The 25,699-nt window shown below is 46.2% G+C and carries 17 protein-coding genes and 1 rRNA gene; 1 reads left to right on the top strand and 17 read right to left on the bottom strand.

Going from position 1 to position 25,699, the window contains the following annotated elements:
- The 3 genes from L6I86_RS22055 to L6I86_RS22065 all read right to left on the bottom strand — a co-directional run.
- Positions 1-97 (bottom strand): 16S ribosomal RNA (locus L6I86_RS22055); the annotation flags it as partial.
- A 144-nt stretch (positions 98-241) separates the two neighbouring features.
- Positions 242-436: a hypothetical protein gene (locus L6I86_RS22060; RefSeq protein WP_236290556.1), complete on the bottom strand. Its 195-nt coding sequence runs from the start codon at positions 434-436 to the stop codon at positions 242-244.
- 36 nt (positions 437-472) lie between these two features.
- On the bottom strand, positions 473-1,414 hold the full coding sequence (locus tag L6I86_RS22065) for a DMT family transporter (RefSeq protein WP_236290558.1): 942 nt from the start codon (positions 1,412-1,414) through the stop codon (positions 473-475).
- Between the two features lie 157 nt (positions 1,415-1,571).
- On the opposite strand from L6I86_RS22065, the gene L6I86_RS22070 reads away from it, so the two are divergent.
- Positions 1,572-2,930 carry an aminotransferase-like domain-containing protein gene (locus tag L6I86_RS22070; protein WP_236290560.1) on the top strand — a complete coding sequence of 453 codons (1,359 nt, stop codon included), beginning with the start codon at positions 1,572-1,574 and terminating at the stop codon, positions 2,928-2,930.
- A 75-nt stretch (positions 2,931-3,005) separates the two neighbouring features.
- Here L6I86_RS22070 and L6I86_RS22075 read toward each other — a convergent pair whose 3' ends face one another.
- The 14 genes from L6I86_RS22075 to L6I86_RS22140 form a co-directional block, all read right to left on the bottom strand.
- Positions 3,006-5,057: a CBM96 family carbohydrate-binding protein gene (locus L6I86_RS22075; protein ID WP_236290562.1), complete on the bottom strand. Its 2,052-nt coding sequence runs from the start codon at positions 5,055-5,057 to the stop codon at positions 3,006-3,008.
- A gap of 60 nt (positions 5,058-5,117) precedes the next feature.
- Positions 5,118-5,789 (bottom strand): hypothetical protein, encoded by a 672-nt coding sequence (locus tag L6I86_RS22080; protein WP_236290564.1) that lies wholly within the window; start codon positions 5,787-5,789, stop codon positions 5,118-5,120.
- Between the two features lie 10 nt (positions 5,790-5,799).
- A complete protein-coding gene (locus tag L6I86_RS22085) occupies positions 5,800-7,683 on the bottom strand; it encodes a heparinase II/III domain-containing protein (protein ID WP_236290566.1) in 1,884 nt (627 codons plus the stop codon).
- Positions 7,684-7,788: 105 nt separating this feature from the next.
- Positions 7,789-9,426 carry a type 2 periplasmic-binding domain-containing protein gene (locus tag L6I86_RS22090; RefSeq protein WP_236290567.1) on the bottom strand — a complete coding sequence of 546 codons (1,638 nt, stop codon included), beginning with the start codon at positions 9,424-9,426 and terminating at the stop codon, positions 7,789-7,791.
- 57 nt (positions 9,427-9,483) lie between these two features.
- Positions 9,484-10,371, bottom strand: coding sequence for a carbohydrate ABC transporter permease (locus L6I86_RS22095; protein ID WP_236290569.1), 888 nt, complete (start codon positions 10,369-10,371; stop codon positions 9,484-9,486).
- A 12-nt stretch (positions 10,372-10,383) separates the two neighbouring features.
- Entirely contained in the window at positions 10,384-11,352 is a 969-nt protein-coding gene (locus tag L6I86_RS22100) for an ABC transporter permease (protein WP_236290571.1), read from the bottom strand.
- Positions 11,353-11,605: 253 nt separating this feature from the next.
- On the bottom strand, positions 11,606-13,891 hold the full coding sequence (locus tag L6I86_RS22105; protein ID WP_236290573.1) for a helix-turn-helix domain-containing protein: 2,286 nt from the start codon (positions 13,889-13,891) through the stop codon (positions 11,606-11,608).
- Positions 13,892-14,455: 564 nt separating this feature from the next.
- Positions 14,456-16,717 carry a glycoside hydrolase family 30 protein gene (locus L6I86_RS22110; RefSeq protein WP_236290575.1) on the bottom strand — a complete coding sequence of 754 codons (2,262 nt, stop codon included), beginning with the start codon at positions 16,715-16,717 and terminating at the stop codon, positions 14,456-14,458.
- Positions 16,718-16,770: 53 nt separating this feature from the next.
- Positions 16,771-18,489: an extracellular solute-binding protein gene (locus L6I86_RS22115; protein WP_236290576.1), complete on the bottom strand. Its 1,719-nt coding sequence runs from the start codon at positions 18,487-18,489 to the stop codon at positions 16,771-16,773.
- A gap of 64 nt (positions 18,490-18,553) precedes the next feature.
- Positions 18,554-19,426: a carbohydrate ABC transporter permease gene (locus L6I86_RS22120; protein WP_236290578.1), complete on the bottom strand. Its 873-nt coding sequence runs from the start codon at positions 19,424-19,426 to the stop codon at positions 18,554-18,556.
- Positions 19,427-19,516: 90 nt separating this feature from the next.
- Positions 19,517-20,476 carry an ABC transporter permease gene (locus tag L6I86_RS22125; RefSeq protein ID WP_236290580.1) on the bottom strand — a complete coding sequence of 320 codons (960 nt, stop codon included), beginning with the start codon at positions 20,474-20,476 and terminating at the stop codon, positions 19,517-19,519.
- 159 nt (positions 20,477-20,635) lie between these two features.
- A complete protein-coding gene (locus tag L6I86_RS22130; protein WP_236290582.1) occupies positions 20,636-22,132 on the bottom strand; it encodes a response regulator transcription factor in 1,497 nt (498 codons plus the stop codon).
- A complete protein-coding gene (locus L6I86_RS22135; RefSeq protein WP_236290584.1) occupies positions 22,129-23,913 on the bottom strand; it encodes a cache domain-containing sensor histidine kinase in 1,785 nt (594 codons plus the stop codon). The genes L6I86_RS22130 and L6I86_RS22135 overlap by 4 nt, the downstream gene beginning before the upstream one ends.
- A 213-nt stretch (positions 23,914-24,126) precedes the next feature.
- On the bottom strand, positions 24,127-25,683 hold the full coding sequence (locus tag L6I86_RS22140; RefSeq protein ID WP_056623539.1) for an extracellular solute-binding protein: 1,557 nt from the start codon (positions 25,681-25,683) through the stop codon (positions 24,127-24,129).
- Positions 25,684-25,699 lie beyond the last annotated feature (16 nt).

The following is a 25,699-nucleotide window of genomic DNA, read 5'->3' on the forward strand; positions in this document are numbered from 1 at the left end:
CGCCGCTAGCTTATCCCGAAGGATAAACCCGCTCGACTTGCATGTATTAGGCACGCCGCCAGCGTTCGTCCTGAGCCAGGATCAAACTCTCCATAATAGTTTGGACGATTGCTCGTCCGTATATCTGAAAGCTTAATTGCTCATTTGAAGCTAGCGAGATTTTTGCAATCTCTTTTATAGTCGATTACTCGACTGTGCTTACTCACTCGTTGTTCAGTTTTCAAAGATCAATTTCTTTCGTTCACTGCCGTGCTACCGAAGCAGCGAAAAGTAATATACCATTTTCATTTTTTATTTGCAAGCTTTTTTTGAAATTCTTTTTTAATTCTTTTTCGTTGCCAGCCTGTCTGTCTTGCGGCCGAAGTGATAATATAGCATGGATGGCAAACACATGGCAATGTTTAATTTTTCCAATCACAAAATTGTTTAATCGCATCAGCCGCCACCAGTTATAGCTTCGGAAGTTTTGTAATTAAACAGATCTCTTCAACTTGCGAACTTCCCTGGTACGTCCACTATAGTATTGGGTACCGAGTACGCCAACAATGATGAATACGGAACCAATAACATGATAACGGGTTACTTCCTCTCGCAGGAATAACGCGCCCGCGGCAATTGTAACCAGTGTGGAAAGATTCGTGAAGACGCTCATTTGGGAAGCTTCGATTTTGGACAAGACATACGTCGACGCCAGAGCCGTTACCAGAGAAGACACCAAGCCCAAGAATAGAATAGACACGATAAAGAGTGGATGAGACATAGGCGTTAATAAACTCTCGAAAGATCCTAACTTCCTATGTGTAAGCAAAGAGGAGATCAGAAACACTACAAATCCTGTGCTCAGCATCAAGTAACTGATTTCAGATGGACTAAATTGTTTGGATAAGGAGCGTGCCATTACGCTGTATCCCGCAAATGAAATACTAGTGAGAATTAACAAGGAGATTCCTGTAATATTAGAGATGTCTAACTCAGCTCCCTTCATTAGAAAGATAAATACAACACCGAACACAGAGCAAAATATAGCGAGCTTCTGAGCCTTATTCGTGGATTCTTTCAAAAAGATCGATGCGCACAACATAGTGACGATAGGTGTAAATGCGTAGAGGATTCCCGCCTCAGCGGCCGTTGCATGCTGTAAGCCATACGCTTGTAAGGTGAAGAAGCCCAATGGATACATAGATGAGAGTAAAAGTGCTTTGCCAATAGGCTTGCCGCGATAACGCAATTTTACGATTCCCAAAGCAACTGGTAGCGATATTCCAAGAAACGATACGGCAAATCGGTACATCAGTGTATCGAGGGGTTGCGCGTAGTCCAGCGCTATTTTGGCAAACAAAAAAGAGATACCGATGATGACTGCATTGAGAACAGCTAGTAAATAAGCAAGTTTTAAACCGTTATGGGATTTCATCTCTCCAACTCCTTATCAAAATAGAATAGGTTTAGTCTTATAGCTGACTGAAACATTCTCTGATATCAGCATAAGTCCGTAAGCCATGCGCAACAATCCTTTTACACGGCAACTGTACCGGTACAATTCTAAGATGAAGATCGGAGATCCAACGCTCATGTATAAATATTTGCTTATTGTGAATGACATTGAACAGCAACTCGAACAGGGGCAATTTAAAGCTGGACAGAAGCTTCCTTCTATTAGAGACCTCTCCCTTCAGTATGCTTGCAACAAGAGCACGGTGATTCGTGCTTTTACCCTTCTGGAAAGTCGCCATCTCATTTATTCGATCCCACAAAGCGGCTATTACGCAGTTCAACAACGAGGAGCAAGTCTGCAGCTACCTGAAAATAGGGTCTTAGACTTCTCCTCTGCTGCACCAGATCCCGAGCTGTTTCCTTACTTGGACTTTAAACATTGTGTGGATAAAGCTTTTGACATGTACAAAAATGAATTGTTTATTTACGGGACACCACAAGGCTTGCCCTCGTTGTTACGGCTTCTATGTAAGCATTTGGCTAACTACCAGGTATTCACGAAGCCCGAACACATTCATATCACTTCCGGTGTGCAACAGGCCCTCGCCATCTTGGCATTGATGCCTTTTCCGAACAAAAAGCGCGGAATTCTCATGGAGCAGCCTAGCTATCACTTATTTATCCAATTAGTCGAAAGCTATCAGCTACCAGTACACGGAATTCATCGGTCACCTCAGGGTGATATCGACTTAAATCACTTAGAACATCTCTTCCGTACGGAGGATATAAAGTTATTCTATACGATGCCCCGTTTCCATAACCCGCTTGGGTGCTCCTACTCTGAGCCCACGAAGAAAGCAATTGCCAAGCTGGCCAAACGATACGATGTGTATATTGTTGAAGATGATTATTTGGCAGATCTGGAGCTTGATTCGAAATCAGATCCGATCTACACCTATGATTCTTCTCATGTCATTTATTTAAAAAGCTATGCTAAAATCCTGTTTCCCGGGTTAAGGGTCGGAGTTGCCGTTCTCCCGCAAGCTCTGAGTGATGTATTCCGTACATATAAAAAGGTAGCCGACATTGACAGTCCCATGCTTTCGCAAGCAGCCTTGGAAATTTATATTCAAAGCGGCATGTTTGAACGGCGTAAACATGCTATCAGGGATGCCTATTCGAAAAGGTTAGAACAGTTGCATCGATCTCTGCATTCCTATAATGAGGATAGCTATATTGTGGCTTCCCCAAGCCAATCTGGTGTACACACGCATATCGTGCTCCCTCCTCATTTGCCGATTAAGGTTTTGTTGGAAAGATTGCATAAGAAGCAGGTATTGATTCAAAACCTTACTCCTAATTACTTGCCCAGTTTTGAACCGCTTCCGCTCATGAATCTGAGCATCACACGCGTATCAGAAGATCGCATAGACAGGGGCGTAAGCCTCATAGCCAATGAGATCAAACACCTATTGAAACAGGGTCGGCGAGTCTAAAAAAGGTAAAAGCTGAGCACTGGACACCGCGTCACTTCCTGTCGACATGGTTCCAAGCACTCAGCCCTTATGCGATTATGGTGTTATCGTTAACTTAGGTCGATCCGTGCTGGTGATGCTCTCACTTGATGCAAAAGAGACATTCCCATTTGAATTTACTGCTGACGTGCTGTATACGCGGATGGAGAGCTTTTTGCCAGCAGACATCGCCGCTTGTACCTGAGAAGTTACATTAATGGTAATCGGCGTACCAGCAACGATCGTATACGTACCTAACACGGTGCTGGAAGAAGGCTTCGTATCCCAAGTGATGGCACCTTCTGTCCATGTGTTGTCGCTAACGAGTGCCACCTCGTTCTGGATGCCGCTCATTGCAGCTGTGATTGGCTTCAGTGTGATCGTTGCGTTAGAGACTGTACCGCTATAACTATTAAAATCAAATTTAAAATAACCATCCCGTTTGTAGCTAGTCAAGTCGTTCTTCGTATCAACCGTAACGGCCGTTGTTCCTGCTTGGTTCGTTGTAGAGTAGGTGCCATCTCTCACATTCGCGTCATCCACGGCAATCCACGTATTCGGAGCCGTTAGGACAATACCAGCACCATTATAGGCGCCGCGATTCGGAGAAGTCGAAGACGAGACGGAGTTGCCCCAGTAATCTTTGCCTCCATTGCTGCTGATTAGGACCCCAGAGGACAAGGCAGGCGAACCTGTTCCCAGCTTATAGCCATTCACCGTGCTTAAACCGATACCACCACTGCCTGCCCCTGCGAGGAGCGGATCTGTCGTTAATTTATGAGCATCACTTGGCTCACTTGCCGGGTGGTTACCATAGAAAACATTGTAATCATACACGTCATTCGCTTTGACGGAATAGCCGCCGCTACCTGCGTTGTAGACAATGTTATTCTTGAAATAGATCGGATTGCTTCCGGCAAGCCCCGTTGTAATGCTCGTGCTTAAACCCGAGCCAATATAGAAGGTATTATTATAAATTTGGCTATTCAACGGCGTATAGCCGCTATTGAATTGGAGAATACGCGCGCGGTCATTCTGCGAAATATTATAGCGAACGATCATATTGTCGTTACGAATCGTCCCATTTCCCATCACGAGCAAGAAGCCACCTTCATTATCATGACTATAATTGTACTGAACCGTACAACCACTCAAGTTAAAGTCGCAGTCAAAGCCTTGGCCGTCATTCGTTGTTTTGGTATTGTAGGCTTCGTTATATTGCATAACAGGACTGGTGCTGTTAATCGCCCAAATGGCAACGTCGAAATTGGTATCCCGTGCATGGGCTTTGTTTACAACGTTATATTGAATCAAACCATTGATGGAAGCCCGCATGACGATCCCATCTCCGCCGATATCATTCAACGTATTGTTGCTGATGACAAGATTCGTGTAGGGCTCGAAGTTGCCTGCCCCGTCATTGTTACCCCATGAGCTGCCATTGCTTATTCCCGTCCGATCCGTGCGCTCAATCGTATTGCCATCGATCAGAACGTCGTTCCATTTGGTTCTTACCGCGGTTCCTGATACGAGCACATAGATACCACCGGTTACTTTCAACGCATCGGTATTCGTTCCGGTGACATCGTGGATATACATATTTCGAATGTAGAAATGGTTGTAAGTTCCTACATCGTGTGCTTCAACTTTGACACCGTAACGGTCATCTGCTGAAGCGGATGTATTCGTTACCTCCAAGTTATTCAATTCCCAATATTGCTGATTGTAAAAATATACCGTTCCTCCAGTTAGTCCATTCCCATTAATAATCGGCTTATTGCCTGTGCCGTATTTATCAATGATGATGGGGGACCCCGAAGCTCCAGACCCTAGCGGGTGCAATTGCCCGGTCCAGACGGAGCCAGATTTGAAAAGGATTTTATCCCCAGGCAAAAAGGTCGTGCTATTGACTTTGGTTAACGTTTGCCATGCTGCCCCCGTGCTCAACCCATTGTTACTATCACTGCCTCCAGCCGAATCCACATAGTAGGTCGTATTGTTCGCATACGTTGTGGTCGTTAATGCTGGCATGGATACTACAACCGTCAATAGGAGTGTAAAAATTAGGCCGACCGATAGGCACAATCGAAATGCCTTTGATATTCTCATTAATCATTCTCCTCTATCTTGGAATATAAGTGCTTACATGTGTGAACCTAAAAAGACGGCTTATTGCAGCATCATTTCATGATAAATGTGGTCCACAAGCTTCACTTGCGCTGCATCCATCAATTGCTTCACTTTCTCTGCGTAACTAGCGTCCAGCGTGCGTTGCTTTTGATCATCCGTTAAGCCATTACTGGCGGTGTCACCTCCCTTCGATGCTGTCCCTTCTTGAAATACCGCTTGCACTTTCAATACCAAATTGGAAAAGACATAGGTGTAATAACCGCGCTCGTCATACTGCTTAGGACCATAGATAACTTGGTTATTCTTAATAGCTTTTTCCCTACGCTGATTTTCCATAGCCCAATTCTCGAGAAAAGTTGTATAGCTAAGATCATTCACTAGGCCGTATTCCTGGGCTAAAAGTTGTTGAACTTTGACCTCTTTCAATCGCTCTAGTGCCAGTTGCCTGGCTTTCTCGATCGGTACTTCCCCCTGAAAGCTCGTTGTCCAGAAAGAGGCAGAGTCATCCGCATTATAGTTTTTCTTGAAGTGACCCGCAGTCTGAGCCTTCACATCATTCAAGAACAGTTGAAACTCGCGCTCATCTATCGGTACATCATTGATATAAGCGACAGTGGCGTAAGAGGGACCTGCTAACGAATGGTTTTGCCATTCAGAGCAACCTGTAGCCACAAAGATAAACAGAAATAAGATGATCATGATAGGCTTCATAATCTCCCTCCTACTGCTCCGTCATTCGAAACACCCAATAGCCTTGTTGTACAGCCTTGCGAAGCTTAAATTGGATGCGATACAGGCTGTCTCCCCATACACGTGCTAAGCTTTCGTCTGTAACGGAGATGTGTTCAAAAGCAGCCTCCCACTGTTCGTGATCATATTGAAGCAAAAGCTGATTCTGATCGCTATCCTGCAAACGGATACGTCCCTGATCTTGAAGTTGGGGAAGTTGGCTGGACATCATATGAAGCAGCACTTGTTCGGTAGGCTCGAAAAGCAAGCACGATTCCCGTAGTTCTATAGAAGGGAACTGACCCCTCTGAAGCGTCAAGCTGCGATGCCAACTCTGCACACCCGCTTCAACTGGATAGGCACTGACTAGCTCTAAACCGAAACGAACAGTGTCCCCGCTGTTCTCATAATCTATGCCCTCCGCGCGGAAGGAACGGCCCTCCTTTTGCTCAAAACCGTTAATAACCGGAACACTGTGATAGCCAGACTGCATTGTCCAAATCTCATATCTCTGAGGACTGAATGTCTTCTGTGTATAGGTTTCCACCCCGATATCAATCAAGAACGGCTTTCCATGTACATAAACAACGAAATGACCGATGTCATTATGATTATGGCTTTCGTCATTGTGACCGCCTTTGATTGCAACAAACAGGCCTTGCGATGAGCCTTCCGATTCTCTTGCAGCCATCACTTGCAGGTTCGGCAGCCATACGTCTTGAACAAGTGGTGACGCTAGCGCTGCTTCCTTATGAATACTTGCGAAGCTATGCAAGCTGATCATTTCTTGGAAAAAGGAAATCCCCTTTCCTCTGCGATCAGATACTTGATAGGTGCGGAAGCCAATCTGCCCCAATGCCCGCAGCTGATCATCCTGGATTCGCGAGCCATACAAGTGGATCATGCTGTAGTCCTGTGAAGCAATCGCGGAGCCATCCGCAAAGTTTACATAGTAATGACCGTCAATGTTCATGTTGTAGACGAATTGCCCAAGCTTTTTAATCAAAGGTTGATCGTAAACCGACAGCGCACCGTCCGAAGAACGGTACAATAACTCCAGATTGACCAATAGCATGCCAGCCGCTCTTGCCCAGTATGTTGAACCTTCATCGCAGCCGCCATCTTCGAATTGCACCTCTAAGTACCGATCCAAGCTGCGCAGCACCTTGTCAAAAAGCATTGATTTCCGTTCTGGCTCCATATCCATCAGTAGTAAGACAGTCAACATATTCGCATTGCACCATGGGTTCCAGTTGTTAACTTCTCGTTCGCCAAAGCCCATCCACCAGAAATCATTCCGATCGGTGTATGGGGCAATTATGCGGCGATCCAGCTCCACTTGGATGCGCGCGCGAATAAGGGGAGAAAGCGCATCTAACGGGGCTTTCAGCAAATGCGACGTCCACGCGAGTAGCGCTGCGGTTTCTCCCGCCGTCAGGTCAAACAAGGGTTCACTTATATCCGAAAGCACCTCCCCTGGCTGAAGGGATAAATAATGATGGGCCGGAGCGCACCACGTCGTCTGCTCACAGAAGAGCCAAATGACGTTCGTGATCTCTCGAAGGAAGCGGCCCTTCGCTTCGATGCATTCTGCGATCAGGAGTGTGCAAAGCGCACTTCGTCTTTCTGTTTCAACGGAATCGTACGGCTTACGGCTTCCCTCTTCGAAATAGGCCATAAATGCGGTTGCACGCAAAGATGGCCATTCATATCCAAGGTAGGACTCTGCTTGCGTCAGCCAAGCTTGCTGTAAGTCCGTGGGTAAGTTGGCCCAAGCCTTGCGATCATCGCGTGCTGGGAAGATGCGTCCCACCATGCTTTTGCCTAAAATATGAGTTTCCACATCGGAAATGGTAATGAAATCTGTCAGCTTCATGTCACTATGCTCCTCCTTGTTGGGGTAAAGAAAAGACTGCCTCATTTGCAGTTTGGCTACGAATGTGACAGTCTTCGATTTTAATGAAATGGATTTATTTTCAAACTATTTAATGACTTCCGTGTACTGCTTCTCAATCTCGTTTGCGCCGGCAGATCTTGCCTTTTTGACATAGTCATCAAAAGAATCAACGGTTTGCTCGCCTGTAATAATTTTGATGTAGTTTTCCGTCGTCAGCTTCTGTAAATCAGCTGTGTACTTGCCGGAAGCCTCTACGCTTGGTAAGTACGACGGAGGCGTACCCGTTCCTTTCACTTTATCCGCAACGACATATTTCGCCTTGAATATCTGCTTCACCACATCCGGATTGTTGGTATACATGCCGAAAGTCGAGACACCGCGTTGCGCTGTTTCAGTTGGGTTTTTGAGCTTGGAAGCGACAGAACCGTCTGCGTTAATGACATAATCATTGTCTTTGACACCGTAGTTAGCCAGCATGTAATAGTCCTTGTCGGTGACCAGTGTATCTAGCATTTTCAAAATCGTATCCAGCTTTCTCGGATCTTTCGTTGCATTCTTGGTAATCACCAGTGTTTCGTTATTATAGCCCCAAATGTTTGCGCCATAGGCTTTGCCATCAGGACCTTTAATAGCTTTGCCGAGTGACCAAGTTTCTTCGTATTTCGCATCTGGTTTCACTTTGATGAACTCTTGATACACAGCTCCACCTTTATCTCCCTCTGTAAGCGGCGGTGTCCAATGATAATACATCACGTTGCCCGTTACACCGACACGGTTGTTAATGAAGGCATGGGAAGTCGCCCAATAACCGCCTTTGTTCTCACCCGTAACGAACTCTGGATCGATGACGCCGTCTTTGTACCATTTGGCCAGCAGCTTGAGGCCTTCTTTCATTTCCGGCTGAATTGCATCCATCGTCACTTTGTTATCCTTCACGGTGTACCAAAGGGCTGAGTAAGGTGTTGTGCCTTTGATAACATCCGTCGGGATCGGTCCGAAAGCACCAAGAACCGTTTGCATCGCTGTACTAGAGAGGCCGTACGTGTCTTTTTTGCCATTTTTATCAGGATCATTGTTCGTAAACTTATAAATCGCATCCTCAAACTCAGCTAACGTTTCAGGTACTTTGGTGATGCCAACATTCTTGAGCCAATCCGTGCGCCATACAAGGCTGGTTGGATAGGTGCCGTCTAATTGGAAAGCGGACAATCCGTAGTTTTTGCCTTTGTACATGCTGGAACGGAAGGCCGATCCTGAGGTGTCATTGTCCATGATTAATTTGTAGTAATTAGGTGCTTTCTGCTTGATCGTATCCACCGGAATTTCCGCTGCTACTCCGCTGTCCACGAGCTTGGATAATTCAAAGCCTTTCAGCCTCAAAATATCTGGTATTTCTCCCGATGCCATGCGGACGTTAAACACTTCACTGTATTTCTGCGAATCCGCTGTCCAGACATTGATTTTGGCATTAAAGCGCTTGGACACTTCCTGTAGGATCTCTGAGTTCGCATCTGGTGCTACATCGTTGATGTTATAGCCTGCCCATTCAATTGTGACTGGTGTGTCATTCTTAGCTACTGCTGTTGCCGTAGTACCTGTAGCTGCTGGTGCTGGGGTATTTGTCGTACTGCTCTCTGTGCCGCTGCTGCATGCAGCCAAACTCCCTGCTAACAAAGCTGCGCTCACCCAGCTGCCTACATGACGAATTGCTTTTCGCTTCATTTTTAGACCCTCCTAGACATGTATGTTAGTGAACCATCCCCTGTGAGGGGGCTGGGATTAACCTTTTAATGAGCCAATCATGACGCCTTTGACGAAATATTTTTGCAGGAACGGGTAAACAACAAGCAGAGGAATCAGGGATACCATGAGTGCAGCCATTTTCATCGTGTCGGTGTTGGCGTAAATTGTATTCGCTGCCTCCACTGCTTGTGGCTCTGAGCCTTCAAACATGATCTTGCGCAACACAAGCTGCAGGACCGCCTTCTTCGAATCCTTGAGATAAATCATGGCGTTAAACCATTCATTCCAATGGTAGACCATCGTCCAAAGACCCACTGTAGCAAGGATTGGGATGGAAATCGGCAATATGATGCGCGTTAAAATAACGAACTCATTCGCCCCATCAATACGTGCTGACTCTTGAATCTCCTCCGGGAGGGACATAAAGTAATTGCGGATAATCAGCATGGTAAAGGTATTGATTGCGACAGGCAGCACAAGCGCCCATACGCTGTTATAGAGACCGACGCCTTTGACAATCAAGTATGTCGGGATCAAGCCCCCGCTGAAAAACATCGTAAACACCATAAAAATCGTCCAAAACTTGCGATGCACCAAATTCTTTTTGGACAAGGGATAGGCTGCTAAAATCATTAAGGTCATGGAGACGACAATACCTAGAATGACGCGAACGATTGTATTCTGGTACCCGGTCCAGATTTGCTGATACGCTAGAATTTTGCGATAACCATCCCAATCGAATTTCAGCGGAATCAAATGAATGCCGTAGCTGCTCACGACTTCTGGCGGACTCATCGACACCGTAACCACCTGCATGAAGGGAATAATCGTAAGCACACTTAGCAAGATGAGGGTTGTATAGACAATCGTATCTACGAAGATATCCTCAAGGGTTCGTTTCTTTTTCTTACGTTGTGCTGCCATTTCGGAAATCACCTACCATAGGGAATAGTCATTCGTTTTCTTGGCTACATAATTGGTGAGAAGAATTAAGACAAAGGCAATGATATTTTTGAACAAACCGACAGTCGTTGCGAAACTGTAATCGCCTTTCACAAGCCCGATTTGATACGTATAGGTGGAAATAACATCACCAACCGAGAGGACAGAGGCATTGAGCAAGTTGTAAATTTGATCAAAATCATCATTAATGATGCCGCCTACAGCAAAAATGAACATGATCGTCACGACTGGCATGATGGATGGCATCGTGATGTTCCATATTTTCCGAAGACGCCCCGCCCCATCCATATCCGCTGCATCATACAGCTCAGGATCCACACTTGTAATCGCTGCTAGGTAGATGATCGTCGACCAACCGACTTCCTTCCATATGGAGGAGAGGACTAGGATGGACCGAAAGTAGGTCTCACTCGTCACGAAGAGGATCGGTTTATGGCCAAATTCCATGATGATTGCATTGATCAAACCTCGTGTTGGTGACAGAAATTCAATCACGATACCGCCGAGAATTACCCAGGAAATGAAATGTGGTAAATAGGTGATGGTCTGAACTGCTTTCTTAAAAAACACAAGGCGAACCTCATTCAGAATGAGACAGAGAATGATCGGCGCCGGAAAGCCAAAAATCAATTTATACGTGGAGATGATAAGGGTATTCTTCAGTACCGGTAAGAAATACAGACCCGTGAATAGCTCCTTAAAATGATCTAGCCCTACCCATTCACTGCCTGCAACGCCCTTTAGTGGATAGTAATTCTGAAAGGCAATGACAATCCCATATAAGGGGGCGTAGTGGAAGATGAGGTAGTAGGCGATGACGGGTATTAACATGAAGAAAAAATATTTTTGTTTCCAATACAGCTTGATTGCACGTTCTTTCGTGATCTGCGGCTGTACGCGCTCCTTCACTTCTCGTGCAGCGATGATTGCGTTACTCTCCATGCCATGCCTCCTGTTCCAAAATCTTGTGTGAGATGTGCGATTTGATGCCCTTATCGTACGGCCTATGTGGGGAGATCGACAACGCCCAATAACTTTACTGGCGTGTTGTTTTTTTTACGTCTTGATGAGAATCATGAATGAAGGCTCTGGTTATGCGGTTGCATGACAGATATTTTTACCTGTGTTGTTTTTTTGCTTTGGTGGGAAAGAAAAAACTGCCATGCATAGTGCATCGCAGCTCTCGTGGGGAGGACTAGCTTTCGAGGCTATCTCGATAGCTCTTGGGTGTACATCCGAAGTTCTCTTTGAACACATTCGCAAAATAACGAGGGCTCGTATAGCCGAGCTTCGCTGCAATCTCTTTTATCGATAAGTCCGTTTCTCTGAGGAGGCTTTCGGCGTGTTTCATTTTGATCCCAGCTAAATGCTCGGAGAAATTCGATCCCATAACCGATTTGTAAATCCGACTCACATAGCTGGAGTTCATATGAATGCCCTCGCTTAAGGACGATAGGGAGATTTCGTTGTAGATATTTTGCTCAATGTAGGCAAGGATCTGACGTTCTAGTGCGGTACCTGGGTCATCGTCGGTCACATTGGTGGTGTGGTACTCCATAATTTGTACAGATACACCGGTGAGCCAGTCCGTTAAATCAGCAACATTGTCCATCTTCCGGCCATAATCCCGAATGTCATAACCAAGGAATCGCTCTAGATCGATATCCATCGAAATGGCAGTTGTCCGGATGATCGAAATCGCATCAAATACCGTATTACGGCAATAATCAATATGATACCTGCCCGAAACAAGTGCTTTCCGCAATATTTCTAGGATAGAGAATACCATCTCCTGATTCCTATTGCGTACGGCGACTGATAGCTGCTCGATAATTTGCAGGCCACTGCCGTGCTCTTTGCGTTGCGCAATTGCCAGATCTTCATACGCAATACATGACTCCGTTGGCATGATGAAGGCGTAATTCAAGCACTCGCATGCTTCTGTATAGGATTGTGCGATATTCGTGTAGGCGTGATCGTATTCATTACCGAATCCGAGGACAAATTTCCCTTTCATCTGTTGGCGGATGCTGCTGTGAATTTTCTCCTTATCCAAAGCGTTCGAATAATTGAGGATCACAATAATATGGCCTTCGTTATCCATGGTCGAACAGAGCCAGTAATCACCAAGCTCTTCCACATGCTGCAGCATGCTGTACTGGATCATCATCTCGTTCTTCAGGCCAATCCCCTCAGTGCCAAAAACCTTGAGCGCCATACAAGCCGTCTTCTCTCGGTCAAAATGCAACTGGAGCATCTTCTCCATATTCGCTACTTGCGGATCGGTTTGATCGAGGTCGCCTTGCAGCAGCCGCATGATAAACTTATCGCGAATAATCGGCTTATTCGTCTCCATTTGATGATTCAAATCGGTGATGGTATGGGAGACACGATCGATCACCTGGTGGAGCATCGCATATTCGTTCTTCGCATGCTTCTCTTGGCCATCTGAGCTTCCCAGATTGCGAATCGTTTGAATGATGCTGCGCAGCGGTTTATTTGCCCAATGGGTCATATATATGGAGAAAAGTAAGCTTACCGTGAGTAGAAGGATAGTGGTGATCAGTAAATAATGCTTGAGCTGCTTCGATTTTTGGTACAGGGTATCAATTGAAATGACAGAGACATATTGCCAGTTGTTATACTTGGATTTAGCGTAGGATACGACACTTTGAACACCGTCGACGGATGCTTCAAACGTACCCGATTCTGGATGTTGCAGGAGCGTTGTGATGTAGTCCTTCTGGCTGAAATCTTGTCCTACCCACTGGTTGTCGCTATGGACAAGCACTTTTCCTGTTTCATCTACAACAAACAAGACCTCGCCATCTGTCGGAGAGGATTGAATTAGATTATGTATCGCGCTTTCTTTGATATTAATGGCGACGACCGCTTGCCGATTCGCAAGGCTATCGATCAGCGGAATATTTGAAAGATAGGTGATTACCGACGCATTGGATGGTGTGGTTACACGAGGAGGCAACCACCGATTCGGGGTCGTCATAGTACGTAGGACATTAATCCATGCTTCATCCAAGCTTTTGAGGGAGCCTGCCGAATCCAGATACGAACTATATTTATCATTAATGTACACGTTCCCCGCCGTATACCACACTTCAACGGATTGCAAGAAGTTCAACTTGTAGGGGATATCTGTCAAAAAGTTGCTAACTTCAGCAATCTTGTAGCCGTTGCCGCTGATATCGTGCGTAAGCGGATACGCCAGCACTTCATTACTTGGAATATCGGAGAAATAAATATTCACCAAGCGAATGACGCGATCCAGAATCGTTTCATCTACGGCATATTTCAGTTTGTTGACATCTTGGGTACTCTGTCTATTGATTTCTTGATTATAGGCGGTGGAGAAATAATGAATATAAATGAGCTGAGGGGCTAATGAAAGGATGATCACGAGCAAGATGTTAAACAAGAGAATTCGTGAGTAGATGGTGCTCATTCTGGCTCGGATGTTGAACATGTAAGATGGAACATCTCCTTGCAAGGTGGAGTGATTGAAGGGCTGGATGGGATTAGAGGCAGAATTTATAAAGCGTTTTCATAAATCACTACTTCTACTATAGCACAAATTTGCGACTTGTCATGGGGGGAGGGAAAAGCGAAGGAGAATAGGTAGGCATCTGCACAAACAACTGGTCACTTACCTACATATTATGAATCATACATGATAAGTACCTACTTTTAAAGGAGTGGAATGAAACGATGAGTTTACAACAACTGCCTCCTCCGCCAGTATATACTCCTTCAAAAGCTTCTGGTTCGTATATGATCGATTGTGTGAATCAGTACACCTATGTATGGCTAAAAAATGGTGACAGTTTCTGGTTTTACCCGATTCGTGTAGAGTCCTTCGGAACATCAGGTTTTAGATGGACTGGATCATTTTGGTTGTATTATGGCATAGATTCACGGTTTATCGATACCGTAGTCTGTCCTCCTATTCCTACCCTTTATTGATCACACGATAAAAACCGTCAGGAGAATCATCCTGACGGTCTTTAGGTTCATATTTACTCGCATCATTTTAAGTAAGCAACTGTCCTGCAACAACCTCCACCGCATTAATATACACATGTGTATCTGCTGATTCTGGATGCATCATCCCTCTGACAACTAATCGAATATCCGTCTCTATATGAGGATCTAGGCCGATCACGGTATATAGCGATTTGCGGAATCCGGTTTGCGGCCGGTATGTATCGACCGTACCTTGATAAGCTCCATTTAGGTAAATATCGAAGAATCCACCGTCGGCACATTTCTTTCCAACAATGCTTGCGGCTTCCCCCTTAAAACGGAACGATAACTCTGCTCCAGCTGCGCCTGATTTAGCCAATGTCCGTGCATAGACGTTCCAATCTCCATCGGCTCGCTCCCAGCCACCAGAGTAGTGAAGTGCAGCATGGGTATCGAGGTAGCGGATACAGTGAACTGGGGTAGATTCCGTGATAGGCTCGATTCGTAGGCTCCGGAAGGCATGACGATGGTAGCTGCTCAATAGTGCCGCATGACCACTCGACATCTCGCTATCGGTATGCGCAAACAATTGCACACCATTCCAATGTGCTTTAATTGTTTTGCCCTCAAACGCCATCACCAAGGTGTACCAAGTGTTCGGGTCCAAGGCGGTCGTATCTCCCTGCAAAAGGGGGTATTTCCCTTTCATCAGCTCATACCGCCCCGTATGTTCCATCCGCAGCCAGTAGCCCTCCGGCGGCTCATTGCTTTTGGATGTATAGCTGATACGGCCGCCTAAGCCGATGTAACCTGCCTGCTGGTCCAGCTGGACCTCTACCGACAAACGATAGTTGGTCCATTCCAGGCTGCCGAAGAGCGTATAGGGTTCCGGTGTTCTGCGATACGTCCAGTCGATCGGGATTTGCTCTTCCGTTACTTGCTGGCGGAGGATCAAGTCACCGTTTGCGTTTGTTTCGAATTCAAACGCGCCGCCTTGATCGGACATATACTTCGGATTGCCGCTTGGGCGGCCGTCTGTGAAGTCGTCGCTATACGGAAGTGGAAATATGGTTTCCGCTGTAATACGGAGCTCCTCGTCACCTTTGCGCTGCCCCGTTGTCGTTGTGATCGTATAGATCGCATAGGGCTCGGCTGTGAATTGATAAGGGCCCTCCGATTCCAGATGTGTAGCAGCCAGCTGAAAGTGAGAATGCTCGGTTGTCTTCCAGATATACAGCTTCCGATCCGTATTTCCTGTGTCGAATTGGTAGCTGCATGTCTCTGGTCCATTGTTGAGTACGACAATGGAGATATTCTTCGTGTTGGGATCCTCTAACGTCACAAACCCGCCAGTCTCCGATTGTCCGCACGCATCATCCAGATAGACCCAGCCTGGCTGCATGAACTGCGTGAAATGTGCGATCACCCAGAAACCAGGATCAATACGGTAATGACCAGACCAAGGCCAAGTCGCAACTAAAATGCCTTTGTAATTGAATGGTGTGTTCTCGTACTCTGCTTCCAATAAAGGATGCAGCTCGTATTTCACCATCTTGCCATCGACATACATGTCGATGATGCGCTTGCCGATATGCAGCCCACCTCGGCTAAAGGTGTGGCGGAATGGTGCGAGGTCCTCGCTCAGCCACAGTGATTTCCCGCTCAGCTTCGCTGTCTCCGTGCTGTCTTGCCGATAGTGAACGCCATACGCGTGCACCGCCTCGAACAACTCCGGATCCTCGGCCGCATGATCGGCGATATCCCACCCGTGGTCGCTGTCGTCAGCGACCAGCTTGATATGGCCGAAGCCTTCCCGTTTGAGGCCAGGTACTAGCGTGTTTACGGTCCAATCGCGACTGAAAGCGCCCTCATTGATGTCCGGGCCAAGGAAATCGAATTCGAGTCCGTATTCGTCTCTAGCTCCGCGCAGGAAATTTAAGTAATACGCCAGCTTATCCTCATCATTCTGAATCCAGAGAGGCGTCCCCCAGCGCAGCGCGTCTACCAACAGCTCGGGGTTAATTGCTTTAGCCAGCTTAGCGATAGGTAGTCCATAGCCTCGTGTAATGTCAAAATCCTCTCGACTCCGCATATGCGATGGCTCGGTACCCGCCGATGTGTTCACGTCGGAGCCCAGCTCCACCTTCAAATGCTGCAAGCTAACTCCATACTTGGGCTTGAATAATAGGTCCATAATTTCATTACGCTGCTGCTCTGGATAATCCATGAGCAGCTTCGACATCCCGTTGCTCGTAATACCGCCAATGCCTTCAAACACTCGACCGAGCTTAGCATCCGTACATCTTATTACATGCGTTTGATTTTCCATCGTGGTTCCCCTTTACTGGGCAGATCGCTCTCATACGTCTGCCCCCCTAAGGATTATTTTTTGATTTCACTCATGATTTGTTTATACTTCTGATCCTGCTGCTTTGCGATTTCATACATATCTTTCGCTAAAAAAGCATTATCTTTCTGCGTTGCGTACCAGTTAGCCATCCATTCTTCGACTTTCTTACCGTCTGCTTTTTCCCAAATGCTAATCGCTTCTTTCATCGCATCTTCAGTGGAGTATTTATCACCTTCCACGATGGATTTTGCCCAAACCGTACCATTGCCAGCACCTACCATGCTATTCACTTGTTTGTCTGTGTTCGTCACAATCGTTGCCAGGTCTTTCGGCAGCTGCGGCATATGCTCGGAGTGCGTCAATTCTGCGTATGGCAGATCGAACGTTAAGTACGTATCACGCAGCAATTGGTAGTAATCCTGCACTCGTGGGTCACTCTTATACTGAACCGCTGCTGTGGAACATTTATTAAAGCGTAAACCTGTATTCGTCAACATTTTCATATAAACCGTGATATCGCTAACTTCTTTCTTAAATTTGTCAGCATCAATAATTTGTGCACAACCGTCAACTGTTTTCGTATGAACGCCTTCCGTCCCATTATCGAGAACATCGGCTGTGGAATCCTTCGCCATGAAATCAATATATTTCATCACAGCGTCTGCATTTTTCGTTGAGGCCGCAACGGCACCTGTCATTTGCACCGGATTTTCCAACGACGGCGTAAAACGTCCGAACGGACTTGTCGGGAACGGCATCAGCGTCATCGTTGCAGTTGGCACATTCTTTTGAAGCGGATCTAGAAACTGTGACACGATATCCTGCGGTGTATTAAAGTTCGGTGAAATGATACCTACTTTACCTGTAATAAAATCCTGTTTGGCCTTCGCCATATTTTTATCGTTGAAAAAGTCCTTATCTACAATGCCTTCACTGTACAGCTTTTTCTTGAAATCCGTCGCTACCTTAATGTTTTCCCAGCTATAAGTAAGCTTGCCCTCTTTGACAACCCAAGGCTTAATCGCGAAGAACATTTGATTGATCGTGTATTCCATCGAGCCGGCCAAGGCGATACCAAATGTATCTTTTTTACCGTTACCATCTGGATCCTGTTCAGCAAAAGCTTTAGCCACCTTATACAAATCGTCCGTTGTTTTCGGCATTTCGAGACCGAGCTTCTTCAACCAATCTGTGCGGATAATGACGCCACGAAGCGGATTCACCCATTGAATATGCCCCACTTCATACAGCTTGCCATCTGGCTTGGTGCCAGCTTTGCGGAGCAGCGGATTTTGCTCAAGCAGCTTTTTGTACTCTGTAGAGCTCTTGGCAATCAAGTCATCGAGAGGAAGCAGCTGTTTCTGCTCGTACAAGGGGTTCCTGATCGTTGGATCGAATACCATCAAGAGATCCGGTGCAGAACCAGAGGCGAACATGACATTCGTTTTTTCTTTAATTTGGGCAAAAGAAACCGCTGTGAATTTCACATTCTCAGGCCCTTTCTCGTTGATCCATTTGGTCCAGCGATTGGACTCGTTCGTTCCTTCTTCTTGGGAAACACGCCCCGTGTCGTAAGCGGTTACGGTAATGTCCTTGCGAACCTCTGGCGCTTTGGTTGGTACGGATGACACTGATGACGATGCAGCCGGTGATGCTGTCGAGGTACTTTCATCATCTTTGGAGCAGCCGATCACGGTAAGAGCCAAAACTGCGGTTGACGCTAAAGCAAGCTTCACTTTCATATTTCTCATGAATACATACCCCTTTCATCTATGAACAGCTTGGTAAGCATGGTGAATCCAGCTTTGATGGAGACTAACCTTTTACAGCGCCGAGCATGACACCCTTCACGAAATACTTTTGCAGAAAAGGGTAGATCACGATCATCGGCAGCATCATAATCATGACACTAGCGGCCTTCAAGGATTCCGGCACTACTTCGACTTGGGCACCTGTTAACACGATCTCCTGCAGCAGCTGTTGGTTTTGAATCATATTTTGCACAAGGACCGCCAAATTATATTTCGCGGATTCATTGATATAGAGCATCACATTGAAAAATGAGTTCCAATAGCTCACTGCATAAAATAGCGTAATTGTCGCCAGTACTGGCTTAGATAATGGCAAAATGATTTGCAGCAGTTGACGCCATTGCCCGCATCCATCCATTTTACCCGCTTCTTCCAGCTCATCTGGAATGTTCTCGAAGTACGTCTTCATGACGAGCATATTGTACGTATTCACGAGAGCGGGAATCCATAGTGCCCAGTAACTGTTCATTAGTCCGAATATTTTCACAATGAGATAGGTGGGAATCATTCCCCCGGTAAACATCATGGTAAAAATCATGGCCAAGGTCACATAGCGTCTGCCAGGAAATAGTTTGCGCGACAACGGGTAAGCCGTCAGTATGGTGACCAGCATACTTAGCGCGACACCAACGACGGTGATCACAACACTATTTCTAAAGGCGGATAACATCCGTGTCCCTTCAATCATCGACGTAAAGGCATCCGTATTCCAGCCAACCGGCCAGAACGTTACTCTGCCAGACAGAATTTCCTGCGTATGACTAAGCGATAACGAGGCAATATGCAGCAAAGGCAGCAAGCACGTCAAGGCAATCAGCGCCAGTAAGCCATAATTAAGTCCGAAAAAGAGGCGGTCTCCAAAGGACGTTGTTCTCAAGTTCTCACTCTCCTCTCTTTTATTTCATTGTGGCCCCCGCAAAGTAATAGGAATTTACTCCAGCGCTTAGCTTCACTTTGTGGGGCATGTTTAAAACAAGCCGTGTCCAAAGCGGCGAGCCAATGCATTCGCAGAGTAGACAAGCACGAAGCCGACAACGGATTCGAAAAAGCCCATTGCTGCCGTCAGGCTGAACTGCCCGCCTTGAAGGCCCACGCGATACATATAGGTCGAGATGACCTCGGAGACACTGGCGTTTAATGAATTTTGCAACACGTACACATGATCGAAACCAATCTCCATCACCTTGCCTAATTGTAAAATGAGCAGAAGGACAATTGTCGTGCTAATCCCCGGAATGGTCACGTGACGAATCTGCTGCCATTTGTTCGCGCCGTCAATATTGGCCGACTCGTACAGGGAGGGATCAATCGCCGTTAAGGCAGCCAAGTAGATGATGGCATTAAAACCCATTTCCTTCCACACACCTGAGGAGATAAAAACAGCGATCCAACTCTTCGTATTGTACAGGAATGCAAATGGCTCTCCGCCTGAAAGCTTGATCCAATTGTTTACGATGCCTGATTCAATCGACAAGATCGAGATGATCAATCCGCCAACGATGACCCACGAGAAAAAATGAGGCATATAAAGAATGGTCTGCACGATCCGTTTGAACCACATTCGACGAGCTTCATTGAGCATGATGGCAAGCGCAATTGGAATGGGAAACCCACAAATAATCGTTAAACCACTCAGTACGAGCGTGTTGCGGATAATGTCCAACGACTGGTCTTGTTTAAATAAGGTTTCGAAGTTGTTCATCCCGACCCATGGGCTGTGAAGAATACCTTCCGTGAAATTGTAGTCTTTGAAGGCAATGACAAGCCCTCCCATCGGCAAATATTTAAACAGCACATAGAACAATATGCCTGGAATCAACATGAGAACAAGCGGCAGACTTTCCTTCCAGCGAAGCCTAGATTTGGCTTTCACTTTGCGCAGCTGATTCGGCAAAACTGTGGTATGTATCTCCGAATTTGGGTTCATCGCATCTCTCTCCTTTCTACTTCTTATTATAGAAGGAAAATTTCAAACCTACCTTGAATCTGATAAGCAATACCTCGAAAATTATACGGAGATTAGGAGTGGAAAAGAGAAGGCACGCAGCGAATCTCGCTACATGCCTTAGGCTTACTGCCGAACCTGCTAGCCCATCTTCCGGAATTCACTCGGGGAGCAATGTACCCAAGTACGAAATACCGTGGTGAAATAATTCGGATCCTCATAGCCGACCGATTCGGCAATTTCGGATATTTTCATATTCGTATTGCTTAGTAGAATTTTGGCCTTCTCCAAGCGGAACTTCGTTAAGTAGTTGGTGTAGCTTTCGCCTGTTTCTTTTTTGAAAAGGTTGCTAAAGTAGCTCACACTGAGATACACGTGCTGGGCGACATCATGAATGGAGCAAGCTCCCTCGTAATTACGCTCCATGTAGGCGATGGCTTTATCCAGTAAATTGACATTTTTACCGGCAAGCCACGAGTTTAACTGCCACATAAAGGCCTGTATCTGTTTGGATAGCCATTCCGCGACTTCGCTGGATAATCGAATCGGCTGCAGCGCTTCAATCCACTCCCCAAGCCCTTTCTCCTCAGCGTCTTCTCCCTCTAAGGCCCGCTTACTTGCCGCTGCTATTGCCAGAGCCGTGCTGAGCCCCTCGATTTTGGCATCATTCACGTTCATCTCGATCACTTGCCGCAGATGGACCTCCAAGTATTCACGCAACTGCTCTGTTTTTCCCTGTACGATGAAGGACATGACTTCGGATTGTATGCTTTTGCTCCGGGCAGCATGATCGGGGATCTGCAGTTCCGCTTTGCTACTCCCCTCATAGGAAGCGAAATGACCATATAAGGATCGCATGCTCTCATAAGCTTCTGGCCGAAGTGTTAAGCCAAGCAGGCTTTGCGTGGACGCCACCAGCCCAAGCTCGAAGGAGGTGAGCGAGTCAGATTTGTCAGTCAGTACAGCAAAAACATCGTGCTTCACATTCGCAATGCTGCCAGCTATATCCGAGATAGCAAGCCATTCTTTCATCATATTCAGCAAGGCAAATTGCAGCAGTCTTGCATCTTCGCGCCGATAGCCCTTCGTAGGGGGTGCATAACTGTCCACGGTGAACACCAATAGCTTTCGGTTAGCGCAGGTCGTCTGCAACCGTGCCACAGTATCTTCATCCATCGGAAGGCCCAACAGCCACGACTGAATGTGATGCTCGAACAGGCGATTCCGTTCCAGTTGACTGCGTTCAGCCTGCTCTTGACGCTCCGCATATAAGCGATAAGCTTTCTCCAACGGAGGCGCCAGTTCTTGTGCGGAGATGGGCTTCAACAAGAAGTCTATCGCCCCATAGCGCAGCGCTGCCTGCGCAAACTCAAAATCCTTATGCGCCGTCAGTACCATCACATCGACCGAGCGGCCTAACTCAGAAATACGCTGGCAAAGCTCAACACCGTCCATTTCAGGCATGCGAATATCTGTAATGACCAGATCCGGTTCAAGCTCTTCGATGAGAGATAAAGCTTGCACACCGTTCTCAGCCTCGCCAATGACAGTCCAACCGGCATGGCTTGCTTCTATCATTTTGGACAAGCCCCTGCGTATGAGATGCTCATCGTCTACAAGTAACAGTTTCCCTTTCATAGCTGCCGACTTCCTTCCATCTGGGTTTGAACGGGGAGTATTAGTTTCATCGTCGTGCCCTCATTAGGCTCGCTGTGGATAACTAATCCATAAGGGGGGCCGTACATGAGACTGACACGCCTGATGACGGTTTTCAATCCAATTCCTCCAGTGGCACTGGTTGGCTCCTCTAGGCTCCGATGCTGCAGCTGCAAGATTTTATCAATCTGCTCCTGCGACATGCCTTTGCCATTATCGCTAATTTCGATACATAAGAGGGATTGCCGGGTGGACACCTTGATGCGCAGAATGCAGACTTTAGACATTTGGGCAAAAGCGTGCACGAAAGCGTTCTCCACCAGCGGCTGCAAAATGAGCCGGATCACTGGAAGCTGCTCCGCTTCCTCGTCTACTTGAATGAACGTCTCGAGTCTGCCGCCAATCCGTACACTTTGAATATTGATGTATTTCGTGATGTGTTCGATCTCGTCTTTTACGGTCGTATGTGCATTCGGTTTCTGCAGCGCATAGCGCAGCAGCCCAGACAAGGAAAGCACCAACTGAGCTGCCTGTTCATCATTCTCACCCAGATATAGCTTCATATGAATTGTATCCAAGGTGTTATAGAGAAAATGAGGATTCAATTGCGCTTGCAGCGCAGTGAGCTCGGCTTCCCGCTCATTCAATTTACGTTCATACACTTCCTCAACGAGCGACTCAATATTCGCTGCCATTTCATTAAAGCTGTGGCCTAGAAAGGCCAGCTCATCTTGAGTGGAGATACGAATCCGCGTATCGAAGCGGCCACTGCGGAGCTTTTTCATCCCCGTAACTAACGTGTGCAGCGGTTTGAGCAATCTTTTTCCTGTGAAGAAAATAAGCAATGAAGCTAGCAGAATGCTGACGAGCCCCGAATAGAGGGCGATTTGGAAAATAACCTGACTCTTCTCGTTGATGGACTTCAGTGACAAGGTGCTGATGAGTGTCATCCCGGAGTCTCGCGTCTTATTGCGGCTAACGAGGATCGACTCCCCATTCGACTTCACAATTTGGGAGTCTGACACCAGCAGCAGTTCCTCTAGCTTAAAACCGCTATTTGGCTTTGCGTTCGTGTAGACGACTTTATCGTTACTATCAAGCAGGATAACCTGCGCGTTCTCACCTTTGGCCAACTCATCGAGAATCGAGCCAAAGATGGATTGATCGTAGAATAAAATCAGGTTGCCGTAGAGTTCCTGCTTCTTGTTCTTCATATAGCGTGCCGCCGAGATCACGTTGCGATAGCCGGAGCTTTCGATGCTCGATATTTTCAGAGGCTGCCACACCAGCTCACCGTTGGATCCCTCTAAGGAGCGGAGGACTGCTGCATAATTGGCATCACTGAGGGGGATGACAGTACCTGCATTATTTTCAAAGAAGTAGCCGGAGCCCTTCGTATTATACACATACATGCTGGAAAGCTTGGGTTCATCAATCGAGATCTGATTCAGCAGCTTCGTCAGCTCGTCCTGATCGAGCAAACGGTTGTAGAAAGTATCATCAGCACGCTCGGCTGAGCGCCTAAGAATATCTTCGATGTAGGGATGGAACACGATATAATTGGTCGCTTTATATAGATTCTGAATTTGTGTTTCGACACGAGCGGTTGCTTGCTCATTGGCCTTAGCGAACTGCTTACTAATTTCCGTCGTAAAAAGTTTGAGATAAACGGTATAGGTGGCATATCCGGAAATGAGGAAGATGACCATAATCAAAACGGATAACGAGGCGATGAGTTTAAACGATAGATTCTTCTTGAACATGTGCATACCCCCGTACACGTATTATAGCTTACAGGAGGCTCAGACGCCTCGAAAATCATACGATTTCTCTCGAAAATTATAGAGAAAAACCACTGGTACATTTACCAGTGGTTTGCATTAGATAACATGTTACTCTTTTATCATAGTGATGATTTTAGAGATAGGAACATTTCCATATCCTTACTTAGCTCATTACCTAAACACTTGCTTTATTTATTTCTTAGCAGTTGCGTACCAATCGTTTACTTCTTTGTAACTTGCGTCTCCGCCTGACGTTTTGAATTTTTGTTGGAAAGCTTCAATACCCGTCATCGGTTCAGCACCAAAGATAAGCTTGGTCGTATAGTCGCTTACCATCGTGTTAAGCTGTGCGAAGTTCTTCGAGAATTCAGGTAAGAATGGAGCAAAGCCTAACGGATCTGCAACTCTCGTATTTGCTGGTTGAAGAGTATTCATGAAATTCCAAGCGTCGAACAAACGCATATCCTTACGAACACGGGCTTGCCAATACGTTTGATAGATTCTATCGTCTGTACCCGTTAAGAAGTTGTTGGCTTGATTTCGCTCATCCGTAAAAATCGGTTGAATTGGCGTATACGCACCATCTTTAAGTGTAAAATGTTTATTTTCTTCACCGATTGCCATTGTTCTGAACGTATCTTTCTCAAGCTTAGCATTCATCCATTTGATCGCATCTTCCGGATGCTTGGAAGCTTTAGGAATATAAGTAATACGATCGAAGCCTGCAGAAGCACTTAGACCTGTTTTTCCATCTTTCCCTTTTAACGTTGGAATAAAAGCAGCTTTAGCGGTAGGAATATTTTTGACCAAAGCATCTGTTACGACAGGGACATCCGCCCAGTGAAGCATGATCATGCCTGCTTTACCGCTTGAGAATTTTTCTTTGGCAGTAGCATCTTTATTGGCTGCGAACTCTTTGTCGAGCAAGCCTTGTTTAAAGAGATCTGAAACATACGTTACATAGTCTTTGTAAGCAGGGTCTAGCAATCGTGGCGTTAGCTTACCATTTACATCATTCCAAAAATTCGGTACACCAAAAGCACCGGCAATGTTAGGAATAATTGGAGCTTCACCCTTTACCGTTAAAGGAATATTCTTGTCACCGTTTCCGCCAGGATCTTTCTCTTTGAAGGCTTTAAGAACAGCCGTTAGCTCGTCTGTCGTTGTTGGCGCTTTCATTCCTACTTTTTCAAGCCAATCTTGACGAATGTACAAGCTTTCACCTGCAAATGAGAGCGTTGTTGTTGGGATCGCATAAAGTTTCCCATCTATTTTGGCAGCTTCCAAAGCAGAAGGGGCAATGGCCGCTTTAATGTTCGGTCCAAATTTGTCAATCAACGGACCCAAGTCAGTTAAAGCACCTTTTTTGGCATAATCCGCATATAACGCTTTGAAGTCTGTTGATCCGCCTGTCGTGATGGCATCATAAGATTCCCCAGACGCAATCAAGATATTCAACTTGTCCGCCGGCTTGTCCTGTGGCAGCATATCATATTGCACTTTATATCCTGTTGCTTGTTCCAAGTATTTTGCAACTGGATACGTATTGTAGTCATCCTTTTGCCATACTTGAAGCGATTTCAATTCTGGTTTAGGTCCAGCAGAAGCAGTAGCTGCGGCTGTTGTACTAGCTGGGGCTGTTGTGCTGCTTCCTGTATCCGTGCTTTTGGAAGAGCAAGCGACAAGAGATGTTACTGATAAGCTTGCTGCAACAGCTACTAGCATCACTTTTTTGTTATTTTTTAACATGTGTAAACCTCCCTAG

This window comes from Paenibacillus allorhizoplanae (genome assembly GCF_927798215.1).
Classification (GTDB): Bacteria; Bacillota; Bacilli; order Paenibacillales; family NBRC-103111; genus Paenibacillus_E; species Paenibacillus_E allorhizoplanae.